Origin of the sequence: Novosphingobium kunmingense (assembly GCF_002813245.1) — a bacterium.
Taxonomy (GTDB): domain Bacteria; phylum Pseudomonadota; class Alphaproteobacteria; order Sphingomonadales; family Sphingomonadaceae; genus Novosphingobium; species Novosphingobium kunmingense.
Genome location: NZ_PHUF01000009.1, coordinates 1 through 14763, shown reverse-complemented (window position 1 = coordinate 14763; position 14763 = coordinate 1). Strand labels below are relative to the sequence as shown.

15 protein-coding genes are annotated in these 14763 nt (G+C 59.3%); 6 read left to right on the top strand and 9 right to left on the bottom strand.

The window, feature by feature from the left end; all coding sequences use genetic code 11:
* Window positions 1–729 precede the first annotated feature (729 nt).
* The gene (locus B0I00_RS16935) at window positions 730–1437 is read left to right on the top strand and encodes an outer membrane protein (RefSeq protein WP_100868602.1); all 708 of its coding nucleotides are present in this window, start codon (window positions 730–732) and stop codon (window positions 1435–1437) included.
* Window positions 1438–1811: 374 nt separating this feature from the next.
* Here B0I00_RS16935 and B0I00_RS16930 read toward each other — a convergent pair whose 3' ends face one another.
* A complete protein-coding gene (locus B0I00_RS16930) occupies window positions 1812–2321 on the bottom strand; it encodes an Lrp/AsnC family transcriptional regulator (RefSeq protein ID WP_100868601.1) in 510 nt (169 codons plus the stop codon).
* Window positions 2318–2776, bottom strand: a complete 459-nt coding sequence (locus B0I00_RS16925; RefSeq protein WP_157812621.1) for an Lrp/AsnC family transcriptional regulator — start codon at window positions 2774–2776, stop codon at window positions 2318–2320. Before B0I00_RS16925 ends, B0I00_RS16930 begins: the two co-directional genes overlap by 4 nt.
* 258 nt (window positions 2777–3034) lie before the next feature.
* Here B0I00_RS16925 and B0I00_RS16920 point away from each other — a divergent pair, with 258 nt between their 5' ends.
* From B0I00_RS16920 to B0I00_RS16910, 3 genes are all read left to right on the top strand, one after another.
* Window positions 3035–5440, top strand: a complete 2406-nt coding sequence (locus tag B0I00_RS16920) for a TonB-dependent receptor (RefSeq protein ID WP_100868599.1) — start codon at window positions 3035–3037, stop codon at window positions 5438–5440.
* A 67-nt stretch (window positions 5441–5507) separates the two neighbouring features.
* The gene (locus tag B0I00_RS16915) at window positions 5508–7127 is read left to right on the top strand and encodes a flavin-containing monooxygenase (protein ID WP_100868598.1); all 1620 of its coding nucleotides are present in this window, start codon (window positions 5508–5510) and stop codon (window positions 7125–7127) included.
* Between the two features lie 19 nt (window positions 7128–7146).
* Window positions 7147–8034 carry an alpha/beta hydrolase gene (locus tag B0I00_RS16910; RefSeq protein WP_100868597.1) on the top strand — a complete coding sequence of 296 codons (888 nt, stop codon included), beginning with the start codon at window positions 7147–7149 and terminating at the stop codon, window positions 8032–8034.
* A 174-nt stretch (window positions 8035–8208) separates the two neighbouring features.
* On the opposite strand, the gene B0I00_RS16905 is transcribed toward B0I00_RS16910, so the two are convergent.
* The 5 genes from B0I00_RS16905 to B0I00_RS16885 form a co-directional block, all read right to left on the bottom strand.
* The gene (locus B0I00_RS16905) at window positions 8209–8877 is read right to left on the bottom strand and encodes an HPP family protein (RefSeq protein WP_100868603.1); all 669 of its coding nucleotides are present in this window, start codon (window positions 8875–8877) and stop codon (window positions 8209–8211) included.
* 111 nt (window positions 8878–8988) lie between these two features.
* Window positions 8989–9453, bottom strand: a complete 465-nt coding sequence (locus B0I00_RS16900; RefSeq protein ID WP_100868596.1) for a hypothetical protein — start codon at window positions 9451–9453, stop codon at window positions 8989–8991.
* A gap of 11 nt (window positions 9454–9464) precedes the next feature.
* Entirely contained in the window at window positions 9465–10676 is a 1212-nt protein-coding gene (gene hmpA / locus B0I00_RS16895; protein ID WP_100868595.1) for an NO-inducible flavohemoprotein, read from the bottom strand.
* Window positions 10677–10721: 45 nt separating this feature from the next.
* On the bottom strand, window positions 10722–11000 hold the full coding sequence (locus B0I00_RS16890) for a DUF1971 domain-containing protein (protein WP_100868594.1): 279 nt from the start codon (window positions 10998–11000) through the stop codon (window positions 10722–10724).
* 2 nt (window positions 11001–11002) lie between these two features.
* Window positions 11003–11386 carry a group III truncated hemoglobin gene (locus B0I00_RS16885; protein WP_100868593.1) on the bottom strand — a complete coding sequence of 128 codons (384 nt, stop codon included), beginning with the start codon at window positions 11384–11386 and terminating at the stop codon, window positions 11003–11005.
* A gap of 87 nt (window positions 11387–11473) precedes the next feature.
* On the opposite strand from B0I00_RS16885, the gene B0I00_RS16880 reads away from it, so the two are divergent.
* A complete protein-coding gene (locus tag B0I00_RS16880) occupies window positions 11474–11926 on the top strand; it encodes an RrF2 family transcriptional regulator (RefSeq protein ID WP_100868592.1) in 453 nt (150 codons plus the stop codon).
* A gap of 497 nt (window positions 11927–12423) precedes the next feature.
* Here B0I00_RS16880 and B0I00_RS16875 read toward each other — a convergent pair whose 3' ends face one another.
* Complete coding sequence (locus B0I00_RS16875; RefSeq protein WP_100868591.1) at window positions 12424–13146, bottom strand: IS6 family transposase; 723 nt, start codon at window positions 13144–13146, stop codon at window positions 12424–12426.
* On the opposite strand from B0I00_RS16875, the gene B0I00_RS17395 reads away from it, so the two are divergent.
* The gene (locus B0I00_RS17395; protein WP_100868590.1) at window positions 13116–13442 is read left to right on the top strand and encodes an excalibur calcium-binding domain-containing protein; all 327 of its coding nucleotides are present in this window, start codon (window positions 13116–13118) and stop codon (window positions 13440–13442) included. The two genes, B0I00_RS16875 and B0I00_RS17395, sit on opposite strands and share 31 nt — an antisense overlap.
* 79 nt (window positions 13443–13521) lie before the next feature.
* On the opposite strand, the gene B0I00_RS16865 is transcribed toward B0I00_RS17395, so the two are convergent.
* Window positions 13522–14706: a PepSY-associated TM helix domain-containing protein gene (locus tag B0I00_RS16865; RefSeq protein ID WP_157812620.1), complete on the bottom strand. Its 1185-nt coding sequence runs from the start codon at window positions 14704–14706 to the stop codon at window positions 13522–13524.
* Window positions 14707–14763 lie beyond the last annotated feature (57 nt).

Genomic DNA, 14763 nt, shown 5'->3' with positions numbered 1-14763 from the left:
CTCTTCGAGGCGTTGCCCTGGCTGGGCTTGATCGACTGGATTCGCACGCTTGATCATCGAAGGCTCCACTAACGCGCGGGCTTGTGCCGAACGCCTTACCCGAGATCAACATCAAACAGCGCGGGCTTCTAGGTATTTGCTCTTATTGCCAAGAAATCGGTTGGAATGCTTACTTTCCCTTCAAGAAACCGCCGGTCGAACGATCGATCAAGGAAAGGCTCACGCGCTGCGCGATGAACGAACCAGAGAACCGTGGGACCCAACGAAGCAGCCTCTTGCTCACCGGAGAGCTTCAAACCGAAGGTGGCATTACCCATTGCTTCAAGGTTCGAAATGTTTCGGCCACGGGCCTCATGGGGGAGATGGAACCGGCCCTGACCATCGGAGATAGGGTTTCGCTCAGGCTGGGCGATACCGTACGCGTCACTGCAACTGTCGCGTGGAGCGCTCCGCCCCGCTTCGGACTGAGCTTTGAACTTGGGATCGACCCGGCGTCCGTGCGCCGCCCTTTGGGTTACGAGCCAAGACCCTTTGCCGCACGGCCTGCCGGTCCGCGAAAGAGATTCCTGTAACTACGCGATCGACGCCCGGCCGTGCCGTGCACCTTTCAAGCAGAACCCACCGCGAAGACCGCTATCCGGTTAATCCCCTAAGTTACCGAAAAGTGGATGTTAGCCACGCAGCGTTAGATCGTTAATTCACCGATCTCGACGAAAGGCTAATGAAACCATGAAGCTAGCGACGCTAAGCCTTGTTACCGCACTGACCGCGGCAACACCGGCATTCGCTGAGGAAAGCCCATACTTTGGCGGCGCGACCGTTGGCGTTGTCGCCTCGGCCTCCCGCCTCAGCACCTCTCAGACCGATTTTCAGAACTGGTACTTTGCACTCGATGGTGCTCGTCTGGAAGACGACGCCGTGATGGGCGGATTCAGTGCCGGCTACGACGTCATTTCCGGCAACCTGCTCGTCGGCGTGGAAGGTGATGTGCTTTTCGGGACGGCCGACAGCACGCGCGAAGTCGTGCCTTCGCTCGTGAGCTACGAAATTGGTTCCCGGATCACCAAGCTTGCAACGGCGCGCGCCAAACTGGGGGTCACCTCGGGCCGCATGGCCGGTTATCTGACCGGCGGTCTGGCCATTTCCGACGCTCGCCAGCGCTATTTCGAAACGGACGGCACCGGGCAGAACTTCAGCGGCAAGGGCGACCGCACGGGATGGATTCTCGGCCTTGGCTTCGACTACGCCATCAGTCCGCGCGCGTCGATCGGTCTGGCGGCGAGCCACGCCGATTTCGGCGCAGTGCATCACATCCTTCAGGAATCCAACGGGACCCCCAGCAATTGCACCTGGGCACGAAGTCCTGACGGCCTGTGCCACTGGAACGTCAAGGACCGGCTCGAAAGCGTATCCGTCAAGGTCCGCTATCGGCTTTGATGGCCGACAGAAGTGGAGTGATGGGTGGTCGGCTTCCTCTGCCGACCGCCCAATTGGCAACCTCGGATGCCTAGAGATGACATGAACGTCACCGCCCCCTGCCAAAGTTGGGATCCTTCGCGAAAATTCTTAGGTCCGCAATCGGCGCGATTGGCCAAGTTTGCAGTTGAGGCTGAATTCGCTAGCCGTAGTACATTTCTTCGATCTTCAGGTTCGTGAAATGCCCTCAGCGGTGCAAGTGCTTCGAATGAGTTCGAGACGCCCCGGAATTGGTCGTTCGCGGATCGTGTAACCTTGCTGAATGAATGGCCGATTCCGATGACTGGGATTGGGGCACCGGATGGCAGCTTGGTCAGCGACAACGGGCTGCCAAATTATGGCGATCGCACGAGCCCTACGTTCCAGGTCGAGAAATCCGATCGGATGGTATTGATGACATACTGATGCCGATGGATTGGGTAAGATTCCACCTGGCGGAAGTGGACCTTTCGTACGCCATCGATCTTATAGAAATCGGCGATGGTTGTGCCCATCGACTTCATGTCCCGGGCGTACATGTGGGCGATCAAGTTGAACGTACCAGTCTTGCATGCGCAGCCTGAGCAACGTTCCATCGCGATCACCGCGTCGAAGGCATGCTGCAGCTTGCGTGGCTGTACCTCGAGATAGACCCATCCAAACACGTTCATCTGCGTAGCGCTGATGTCTATAACCAGTCCGTGGCTGATCGCCCCGCCATCAAGCAGTCGCCGCATTCTCTTCCTTATGGCCGCTTCTGTGACACCAATGGCTTTGGCGATTGCGCGATTGCTCGTACGACCGTTGTCCTGGAGTATCTCGAGGATCCGAGCGTCGATGGGATCCAGATTCCGGGTTGCACTCACAAAGCTGCGATCCCCGATTTGATGCAGACATCGCCAATGGCAACATCTGCCTCAATTGCTTCCACCCCGTCGATGGCCGCCGCATCGTCGAAGATGGATTTGAACTCGCACATGTCGCTGGCGAACACCATAACCTGGAGGAATGGATCCTCGATAAACTTGGAGATCGAGAATACATTTGGATGTTCGGTCAACGTAGCGGCGATCCTGTCAACATCCACATAGGCGCACCGGACCTCAAGCCAGCCGAATGTGTTAAAACCTGAATTAACAATGTTTTGCTGTACAGTCGGGCGGATGAGCCGGCTGCTGATAAGGCTTTCAATCCTAAGTGAGACCGTGCTTTCCGATACACCGAGCTTCACCGCCAGACTCCGGTTTGAAATCTGCGGATCTCCCGCCAGTTCGGCGATCAACTGCCGATCTACCTGATCCTTGATCCGCCGTGCAGCCACGCCGTCCACCTCTTGTTTAGATCCGACTTAAATCCGACTGAAATTTTGTCATTGTCGACGGCATCGCTTACCTGCGGCTGGCCGCCGATTCAACCTCTTCACCATAAGAGAGCACATAAAAAGATGATTTGCGTACCATATATGGATTGACAGGTACGCATAATGGCTCATGTTTGCTGCGACAGTCGATAGGCAAAAAGTCGATTCGTAGTTTCGATCATCCGCAAACGCGGGGGTCATTGGGGAGAGGAGAAGGCGATGGCATTCGCGTCGTTCAAACGAGTCCGCTTGGTTACGGCTAGCAGCATTCTTGCCCTTGGCGCGCTCATGGGCGGACATGCTGCACGTGCCGAGGATGCACCTGAAAAGGACGATGCTCAGGCAAGCGAAGCATCGCAGGAAGGTGTCATCGTCGTTACGGCGCGACGCCGTGAAGAGAGCCTATCGCGTGTGCCAGTAGCTGTCTCGGTGCTGACGGCCGAGGCCCTGAGTTCAAGAAGCATCAACTCTGAGTCCGACCTCCAAACTGCCACCCCCGGCCTGATCGTGCGATCGACGCAGGGCAGCAGTCAGTTCAACTACGCAATCCGCGGCCAGTCGATTGACGCATTCAGTGTCTCGCAGCCGGGTGTCCTGACATACATCAACGAGTTCCAGACAAACGCGCTGAGCGCAGGCTCGCTTTACGACCTAGGCTCCGTGCAGGTGTTGAAGGGTCCGCAGGGAACACTGTTTGGGCGCAACACGACTGGTGGAGCTGTCCTTTTCTCGACCGCGCGGCCTGAGTTTGATGACCTTGCCGGAATGGTGCGAGGACGTGCCGGCAATCTGGGTGCCTGGCAGCTTGAAGGCATGATTAATGCGCCGGTTGGAGAGGGAGTTGCACTCCGTCTGGCGGGGATGGTCGATCAGCGAAAGGGCTTCGTCAAAAACCTGGTCAACGGAAAACAGCTCAACAATGTCGACCGGTGGTCGACCCGGGGATCGCTACGCTTCAAGCTGGGGGACGCGATCGAGAGCACGTTTGTTGGCGAGTACGGAGAATCGAAGGGGAATGGTGATCCGCTCCTGTTGTTTTCGGCGAATGCTCCAGGTTCGCTCGGTCCGAACGGTCAGGCACTGCCAGCGACCCTGACAACATTTTACAGCCCGATCCTTGATTCGATTGCCGGAGCCGGGGCCTACGCGGCGCTGCAGGCGGCCTACCCGGGAAGCCCGGACGGCGGCTATGGTGCTTTTGTCGATGTGCAGCGCGCACTAGGCACACGGGCGACCTATCTCGATGCCGACACCGGGCTCGCGGCCCGCAGCTGGTATGTCCTCAACACGACGACAGCTGACATCTCCGACGATGCCCAGATCAAAAATATCATCGGCTATTCAAACAATCGCAACGTCTCACTTTTCGATCAGGACGGCAGTCCGCTGCCCTTCTATGGCTATGTTCAGACACTCAATCGGATCAAATCATTCTCAGAAGAGCTTCAGCTTTCGGGCAAGGCTCTGGATAGCCGCCTGTCCTACATCGTGGGGGTATATTACTCCAAGGAAAGCCGTCGTAGCGGCCAGGACTTCCGGTACTTTGATCTGGGACCGGTAGCCAACCCGGTGGTGGCTCCGATGTTCGGCGCACCGTCTTTGCCCTTGGCCAATCACCTGGAAGGCGATTTCGATGTCTCAAGCATCGGTGCATTCGTTCAGACATCCTTTCAGCTGACCGACAAGTTGAGCGCAACGACTGGCGTACGGATAACCAAGGAAACGAACGCGTTCACCGAGATTTCCGGATTTGCGCCGTTCTATCCCGCAGGTATCAAGGAACGACGCAGCGATACGAAGCCCAGTTGGACACTGGGACTGGAATACCAGGCCACTCGGTCATTGTTCCTCTACGCCACCTACCGCGGCAGCTGGCGCGGGGGCGGCTTCAACTACAATGCGCCGCCTGTCAGCGCATCGGCTCCCGACGGTGGCAACAGGTTTGATCCGGAGACTATCCAGGATGTCGAGCTTGGCGCCAAGTTCCTTGGCGACATTGGAATGGTCCCCGCTCGCCTCAATCTCGCCGCCTACAAGAGTTGGGTCAAAAAGATCCAGCGGGTGGCGTACATCACGTTCCCCGATGTCGGACCGGGGGGTGCCACTCTCAACGCTGATGGCGCGACGTTCCAGGGTATTGAGTTTGACGCCGAGGTCAGCGTCGCTCCGGGCGTGAAGATCGGTGGGGCGTTCAACTATGCCGACCCGAAATATACCGGGAACCGCCAGCAGACGCTGTTCGGCACTTTCCTTGAGTTCTCCACGTTCGCCGACGTCACCAAGTACTCGGGAAGTGGCTATTTCGACGTAGTAACGCCCTTGCCAGGCAACGCCGGCGATCTGCGCATGAGGTTTGACGTATATGCGCAGTCCTCATTGTACTTTTCGAACTACGGCGAGAGCGGCGCTCCCGGGACCAAGTTGCCGGCATACGAGCTCGTCAATGCCCGGATCGGTGTCGACAATATCGGCGGCAGCGGACTGTCCGCCGCGTTCTTTGCGAAGAATATCTTCGACAAGGAATACTACGTCGGGGGCATCGGGCTTGGTACTGCTGGCGGTTACAACCTCGCTGTTCCTGGTGAACCCCGAACCTACGGCGTGGACCTAACTTTCCGATTCTGACGTCTGATTTCTGCCCGCCGCCATGGTCGGCGGGCAGCCACACCCTTAGCAGCCCGGAGCAACCGCAATGTCCGAAGTCGACGCTGTAATCATTGGGGCCGGAATGTCCGGCATGTATCAACTGCACTCGCTGCGGAAGCTTGGCCTAAAGGCTGTTTTGCTCGAAGCTGGAACGGAAGTTGGCGGCACCTGGTATTGGAACCGCTATCCAGGGTGCAGGTTCGATTCCGAAAGCTACAGCTACTGCTTCTCGTTTGACGACGAAATCCTGCAAGAGTGGAACTGGACCGAGCACTTCGCGCCCCAGACCGAAACCTTCGCCTATCTGAAGTATGTGGCGGACAAGCTCGACCTGCGGCGAGACATTCGGTTCAGTTCGCGCGTCAAGTCGGCGCACTGGTCAGATTCAAAAGGCAAATGGCATCTGACCTGCGAAGACGGATTTGAAGTGGATGCCCGATACCTGATTACCGGGATCGGAGTGCTGTCAGCTCCGTCCATGCCGAAATTCAAGGGGATGGACACCTTTGCAGGGCGACAGTTCCATACATCCGACTGGCCACGCGATAAGTTCGACCTGACGGGCAAGCGTGTTGCTGTCATCGGGACGGGTGCAACCGGTGTCCAGGTGATACAGGAAGTGGCCAAGATCGCAGGCCAGCTGACTGTCGTTCAGAAGGAGCCCAACTGGTGCAAACCCCTTCATAACAGCGCAATTTCGGCCGAAGAGATGGCGAGCATCAAAGCCCGCTACAAAGAGATCTTTGCCCAGTGCAAGGCGTCAGACGCAGCATTCCTCCACAACTGGGATCCGCGGACGACGTTTGACGTGACCGATGAAGAACGGGAAGCCTTCTACGAGGAACTGTATGCTCAGCCAGGCTTTGCGATGTGGCTCAGCAACTTCTCTGACCTTCCGATAGACAAGCGGGCGGCCGAGCTGGTTGGCGACTTTCTCGCCCGCAAGATCCGTTCAAGGGTAAAGGATCCAGCCGTCGCCGAAAAACTCGTACCCAAGGATCATGTCTTTGGAACGCGGCGGGTGCCCATGGAAACCGGGTATTTTGAAGTCTATAACCAATCCAATGTTGAACTGATTGACGTCAACGAAGACCCGTTGGTTGAAATCGTTCCGGAAGGGCTGCGGTTTGCGGACCGGACAATCCCGGTCGATGTGATAATCTACGCGACCGGGTTCGAGGCCATCCGTGGTGCATTCGATCACATCGATATTCGTGGGCGCGCTGGACAGACCTTGCTCGACAAGTGGAGCGATGGTCCGCTCACCTTCATGGGACTTCAGTCCCACGGCTTTCCCAACATGTTCATGTTGGGTGGGCCGCACAGTGGAGCGACCTTCTGCAATGTTCCGCGCTGTCTGGAACAGGCCGTCGAGTTTGTGACCCCGCTGATCAAATACATGGAAGAAAACGGCATCGACGTCTGCGAGGCGACAGCAGAGGCCGAAGACGACTGGACCTCTGCTGTTCTGGACATGGCGGACCAGTTGCTTGCAGGTCAGACGAACTCCTGGTTTACCGGGATCAATCACAACCTCGAAGGGCGCACGAAGCGCAAAATGCTGCTCTATACCCTGGGGCAGCAGTATTACCTGCAGTTCTGCAGGGACGTTATCGAGAACGACTATCGGGGCTACAAGATGAGCCGCGAGTTGTCCGTCGCCTGACCACCGAGGAGTAGCTGCCATGCCATCGCCAGAGTTCACAGCCCTCGTCGATCAATTGTTCGCTTCCCCATTTCCGCCCGAATTCCCTGAAATGCGGGAAGCCTATCTCGCCATGGGTGATATGCTTCCGCTTCCCGCGGGTGTAACGGTCGAGAAGATTCAGCTCGGCGGTTGTCCTTGCGAATGGGTCAGTTCAGCCGCGCCTGGCAGAGGCACGATCCTGATGCTCCATGGCGGTGGCTACTGCATCGGCGGGCCCGGCTCACACCGTCACCAGGCTGCCGAAATGGCGCTGCAAACTGGTGCCAGAGTTGCGCTTCTCGATTACCGGCTTGCTCCGGAGCACCCTTATCCGGCGGGATTGAACGATGCGCTGGCTGCATACCTCGAACTTTCGCGTGCGGCAGAAAATGGTCCGATCGCGCTGGCAGGTGACAGTGCCGGTGCAGGGCTTGCAATGGCGCTACTCGCGCGAATTCTATCCAACGGGCACCCAGTCCCGGCCTGCGTCTATTGCATGTCGCCCTGGGTCGATTTGACCGATCGCGCTACTTCAAGAACACTAAAGGCCTCTGTCGATCCGCTCGCCAGTTCGGCTTTGCTCGACAAGATGGCTTCGGCCTACGCCGGCGATCTAGACTTTGCAGATCCACTCGTATCACCGGTTTCTGCGAATTTTCGAGGCGCACCACCTACATATATCCAGGTAGGGACTGCGGAAGTTTTGATGGATGATGCAATCAACCTCGCCAAGACCTTGGCCGATGCCGATGTGGACGTCGACCTCGAAATCCGCGCGCACATGATTCACGTTTGGCCCTGGCACTTCCCGATGATTCCCGAAGGCCGCGATGCGATTGGACGCGCTTGCGGCTTCATTACGAGACACCTTAGCTCTGCATTTTGACAGCCTACTATTGAACGGATTGCCAGTCGCCCGCGCCTTGAGGCAAAAGCGTTCTGAACCGGCGCCGATCCTTCCTGAACAAACGTCAATTCTCCGGCAATCGAAGGGCCGTCATTAACGGCAGCTTTGTCAGCGGCTTCAGACTCCCCACGCAATACCCTAAGGTGCTCTGGCTTAGGCCGAACCCTGTCGCTGAGCCGCGTGATGCTCGGCGAGCGAAAGCAGAGCTTCGAGATCCTCCCTCGCAATGTCGAAGCTCTCGTGCATGTCTTCGAGCGCGGCATCGATGTCCTGCAGCTGTACGCCGGTTGTAGGTAATGGAAACGGGGCGATGAGCTGGTGTGGATAGCTGTGGCCGGACATCCGGTGAAACAGCATCGCCGCCACGACTAGGGTGATCGAATTTATGCCCATAGGCACGAAGGCGAACGCATAGCCGGCCATGTGAATGCTCTGACTTCCGATCACCGCTGTCAGCGCGGCAGCTCCACCGGGCGGGTGGAGACAACGCAGCATCGACATCGCCAATATCGCAGCCCCAACCGCAACACCGGCGGCGATCGTCAGGACCGGGATGGCCTGGAAGACGGCCACACCAATCAGCGTGGAGATGATGTTGCCGCCTATTACAGGCCATGGCTGCGCCAGAGGGCTGGACGGCACGGCGAATGCCAGAACGGCCGATGCGCCAAGCGGCGCGACGATAATCGGAAGGTCTGCGATCTCATGCGGAATGCTCGCACAGACGATCACGGTCACAATAATGCCCAGCCCTGCACCGATGCAGGCGATAATGCGATCTTTGCGATGTGCGCCCGCCAGTATGGGCTTGAAAAATTTCACGTTCGATTGGTCCAAACTTCATCGCCTCCGCCCCCGCAGGGAGAAAGATAGGCTGATTGTGATTGCGAAGGGCGCATTGGCCGTGCGGTGCGCGCCGATCCGTCTGTGGGTTCAGAACAGGCCGTGGCTGCCCGCAGCGGCACCAAGTACCGTAACCACAGCGATCAGCAGCAGAATGCGGTGCATTCGCTCCATGCGCCTGAAATCCCTTTCGGGATCGGGCGAGTCCTGCATACGCCGGTGAAGAAAGAACGGTTCGATCAGGAACAGCATGGCGAAGAATATCGCCCATAGCGCGACCATCGCGTGCATCCACCAGAACTGCGGATAGGTGAAACGATCCCACATTTGCGCGCGATGGATCATCCAGAAGCCGCTGGCGCCGGCGAGCAGGACCCAGATCCGGGCTTGCGGCGCAAAGCGCCCTTCGATCCGGTGGAATGCGGCAAGCCTGTCATCCGGGGCAGTTGAGCCGCGAATGGGCGGCATCAACCCAAGCGTGACGAACGCAACGCCTCCGATCCAGAAGAGGATTGAAAGGAGGTGGATCGCGCGCGCTATGATGATGTCGTCCATCTGCCTCTACCTCAGGCGGCCAGCAGCTCGTCGGCGGGACCGAAGAACTCATATTGGATGCGATCGGAAGGGACGCCCGCGAGCGACAGGGTGGAAGCCGCATGGCGCAGGAACGGCCGCGGTCCGCAAATGTAATAGTCGGCCTGGGCAACAGGCGTGTTGGCGACAAGCCATTCGTCGGTAATGATCCCGGCTTCATCGTAGTCCAGACCCTTGACCTCATCGGCCAGCGGCGTCTGGTGAAAGTCCACGATTTGCACCGCCTTGCCGCGTTCCGCCAGCGCGCGAATGTGACCGCGCATGGCGTGCGTTTCCCGATCGTGCGTCCCGTGGATGTATTGCACCGGAACATCCGCATCGGCTTTGACCAGCGCTTCCAGCATCGCCACCAGTGGCGTGAGGCCGACACCGCCCGACAGCAGCACCAGCGGGCGTTCGGCATGTTCACCCAGGAAGAACTCACCGGCAGGCGCGGCCACTTTCAGGATGGTTCCGGCCTTCACCTCGTCATGCAGCCATCCCGACGCGAGCCCCTGTGGTTCGCGCTTGACCGAAATGCGATAGCTCTCGCCATTCGGCGCGGAGGAGATCGAATAGTTGCGTTTGACCGGAGGATGGCCCGGAATCTCAAACCAGAAGGTTAGATATTGCCCTGGCTTGTGGTCCATCACCGGCCCACCATCGGCGGGGCGCAGGGTGAAGGAACTGATGACGCTGCTTTCGCGCGTGACCTCTTCCACCCGGAAGTCACGCCAACCGTTCCAGCCACCGACCGTTTCCTTCTGTTCGGAATAAATGCGGCCTTCGTGGGCGATGAGGATGTTGGCGAGGAACCAATAGGCCTCGCCCCAGGCTTCCAGAATCTCATCTGTCGCGGCATCACCCAGCACGGCCTTGATCGCACCGAGCAGGGCTTCGCCGACATAGGGATAGTGATCGGGCAGAATCTGCAAACCGACATGCTTCTGCGCGATCCGCTCGACCGCAGGCGCCAGTGCGCCGAGATTGTCGATATTGCTGGCATAAGCGAGAATCGCACCCGTCAGCGCGCGCGGCTGCGAGCCGGCATCGCCATGATGCGACTGGTTGAAGAGGTCGCGGATTTCCGGCTTCTGGAACATGCGCGAATACATCTCGTGCACAATGTCGAGGCCGTGGGCTTCGAGGGCCGGAACGGTCGCCTTGACGAGCGCAATGGTGTGATCGCTGAGAGGCTGCGACATCGAAATCTCCTGTGATTGAATAGGAATGGGAAGCGGGACCGCGCTTCAGCCGGCAGGCGGCGGCTGATCGTAGAAATCGACCCGCATCTTCATCGGGCCGAGCGGGGTCACGAAATGCGGCTGTTGCGGAAGGATGAGGCCCGGCTTGTCGGGCGTCAGCACGATTTCCGAGGGCGGATCGAGATAGGTAAGCTGAAGCTCGCCCTCTATAACCCGGACCAGTCCCCACACCTCTGCTTTGGTGTCGTGGCGGGCGCGCAGCGCAGCGGGAAGCGTGTCCTGGTCGAAAACTGGCGTCGACCGATAGGGGCGAATGTCGTCCATCGTCATGCGACCTTGCGATCCAAGCGAAAGAACAAGGCGAGTTGCAGGCTTTCCGCGATGCGAGCAGCCTTGGCCTGCAGGGCGCTAGCCGCGTCCGGTTCCATCAGCTCGTCGGTGGTCTGCTCCCACAGGCCAAGCCAGCGGTCGAACAATTCGGGCGTGATCCTGTCCCTGTGCTTCATATGTGCGGGGACCGGCTGACCCTTGTAGCGCCCGCTCGTCAGCATGACCGACGACCAGAAGGCGGTGAGCTTTTCGAGATGGTGGGGCCAGTCATCAATGGCGTCATTGAAGATCGGACCGAGTTCGGCGTCCGCTCGAAGCCGCGCGTAGAAAGCTTCTACCAGCGTCTCCAACCCCGCATCGTCCAGCTTCAACCTGGTCATCGCCCGACTCCAAATCATGTATTATCAATGCATCTATACTAACGCGCAAAAACATGCAACAAAGATACATCATTCGGAGGCCGCTGGATGCGCCTGACGCGCTACACCGACTATGCTATGCGTGTGCTGCTCTATCTCGGGCGGCAGCCTGACCGGCTGTGCTCGATCGCCGAGATCGCCCAGGCGTATGGTATTTCGCAAAATCACCTGATGAAGATCGTCAACGACCTGGTGAACGCCGGCTATCTGGAAAGCGTGCGCGGTCGCAATGGCGGCATCCGGCTTGCCCGCCCTGAAGAAGAGATCAACGTCGGCGCTCTCATTCGGCATACGGAAGTCGATTTCGATCTCGTCGAATGCGGCTCATGCTTGATCGCGCCAGCCTGCGGGCTGACCAGCGTGCTCGACGAAGCCCTTCAGGCTTTCCTCAACATCCTCGACGGCTATTCTCTCGCCGATGTGCTGGCGAGGCGCGGGAATTTCGCACATCTGCTCAATCCCATATCTGATAATCCAGGAGCAGCCAACCTTCACAACTAGGTGCAAAACGAAGTCGACCAAGAAGAACTGTTTCTGAAGCAAGACGGACAATCAGAAGGTTTAAAAACGGATGAACCAACGAGAGCTATTGGACGCTGGTTCCGGTGAATGAAGGTCGCGTTTGTCAGCGATTGCGACTTTCGGTCCGTCACCACACCCAGACGAGCGGCGCAGTTGATGCGCGCGTAACTCCAAATTAGGCCTGTACCTCAGCGCTCGGGCAATGTGCAGAAGTGTACATCCATGCCCGATGATGGTCCGCCTGCCACTCGGTCGGCTCCATCCCATGTCAGGGGACCTGTGTGTCGAGCCGAACTCAACCCTGGTCAAACAAGAAGTCAACGCGGGTCGAAGCGCCGAAGGCGGACGCGCGCGCCGAGTACATCCCCCCAAGATGGGAACCCATTCTGAAGCCGGCGGACCAGCTCGGCATGGTGCTGTCAGTCTAATGCGAACTGGTCTCCACTTCGCGCAATTCCCCCTTCCCCACCGACAGCCTAGGCGAACAGGTTTTGCCACTCTGCCAAGGCGGCCGAGCGTCGCTGCTTGTAGGTCTGTCGATCGACGAGATGGCGTTCCTGATTAAAGTGGTTGTTGAAGGAAGCGTGGACCGCGGTGAACTTCTGCAGGGTCTTCATTCTTCGGAATCGGAGCATGGCTCGCTCTCGTCGCCTGACGGGCAAGTGACTGCATTCGGCGCGGTTGTTCGCCCACCTCCCCATTTCCTGCTTTTTCTGACAGCCGAGGTCGCGCATTGCTGCCTCGTACGAACGAAGCCCGTCGGTGGTGATCGCCTCGGGCGAGCCGTGCCGCTTCAGCGTCTTCTTCATGAACCGCAGAGCCGCGGCCTTGTCGCGGGTTCTTGTGATATAACTCTCGAGGACTTCACCCTCGTGGTCGACCGCACGCCACAGGTAGACCATCTCGCCGTTCACTTTCACGTACATCTCGTCGAGATGCCATTTCCAGTGGCGGTAACCGCGCATCCGGCTGACACGCTGGCGACGGATATCCGCGGCGAACAGCGGCCCGAAGCGATTCCACCAAAACCGCACCGTCTCGTGGCAGATGTCGATACCGCGTTCGAACAGCAGGTCCTCGACGTTCCGGAGCGACAGGGGGAACCGCACGTACATCAGCACCACCAGGCGGATAACCTCTGGCGAGGAGTTGAACCGGCGGAACGGGCTTGGCGGCAGCGCGCGGGATTTGCGGGGCATCAATCGCCGCTAGCAGGTGCCTCGTTGGTCTGACAGAGCCTCCCGGCGGGCTCAACGGTGAAGGCTGTCACAACAACCGCAAGACCGGCGATTACCACTGCCACCGCGGAAAGCCGCAATCAGCGCCGCCGCTGAGGCAATCGTTGTTCGAGGCGCGATCTGGCGGCGCATTCAGAAATTGCTCAGAGGCCCGTGCAGCCGGTGCGGCACCCGTCAGGCGCGGCGATCCTGGGTATGGACCACACCTTGACCGGGATGACGACGGCGTCGGGTGTGAGCCGTACCGCGGGCGGTGATCATGACCTGTCGAAAGGCAAATTGACTGACGGCCAGGTCAGCTATTGCGGACGATCCGGTCAGTCCGGTTAAATGAGCCTAAGTTACAAAATTGCCCTTTGTTCGCGGAGTTGGTTTGTAGGCGCTCTGACAATCCTGCGAACCTGGCGCAAGCTGGTCGCGAAGTCCATGCCGCCGGCGAAGCCAAGCCCAGAGGCCGGTAAGGTATAGTACTGGCAGCGACAGGCCGGTCAGGAATACGAGGATCCGCCCTGGAAGTGATGCGACCTCTCCACTGTGAACCGGAAAGGCGCTGTCGAGAATACGGTTGGCGAGGGGACCGCTTGCCGCATCGTATGCGGCGAGGATTCTGCCGCTGCCTGCGTCGACCACGACAAGGCTGGTGCCGGACCAGGTCCGCCGTTCGGCGGGACGGCGCAGGCGCACCAGATAGACCGGAGATTTTGGAGTAGGCAAGCCGATCGAGGTAAGCGCCGCATCGGGAAGCGCGGTCAACGCCAGTGCAAGCGCCCGGTCCGCGCCGATCGTCCGTTCCGGCAATGCTCCCGGCCTGGGGCGATAGGGTGGCTGATAACCGGCGTGACGTTCCGCCCAGGCGCGCAGCGGTTTGCCGAAATCCATCATTGCCCCGCTCGCGGCCAGGAGCATGAGTGCCAATGCTGCTGCTAGACCGATGGCGCGATGCCAGCCGAACAGCTTCTGCACTCGTGTGCGCCAGCGCCCGGCAGAATAGGCCGCGCGCCACTGACCGCGGCGCGGCCAGCCCAGCCAAGCGCCGCTGCCTGCCATTGTCAGCAGCAGCAGGCCCGACAGGCCCAGCAGCCACTCGCCGCGCTCTCCGAGCAGAAGCGAGTGGTGGACATGGTAGACCCAGCGCCAGAAGTTCCCGCCGGCCGGGCTGACCGGCGAGCGCTCGCGAAGTCCGAGGATCCGGCCCGAGGCGGCCTCAATCAGCACCGTTCGCCTGTCCGTCGCGGCATCGCCGAAGGTGACCCCGAGGATTGATCCGTCGGGGTAGTAGTGGCCGATTGACTCGGGTTCGCCGTCCATCGCGCGCGCGGCCACTGCAACGAGTTCATCGAGCGGGCGCGGCGGCCCGGACACGGCCGCGAGCCCCGCACGGTCGAGGTCGCGATGGAAGACAAGCATCGCTCCAGTGAGCCCCTGCAAGGCCCAGAGGCCGCCGAGGCTCACCCCGAGCCAGAGGTGCCAGACTGCGATCAGGCGCTTGATGTGCGGGCTGGCTCGCCGAGGCCGATTCACGCGCTTGATTCCTCTTGTCGAATAAATGCTATTGCGACGCGTTCGCATTAACAGTAG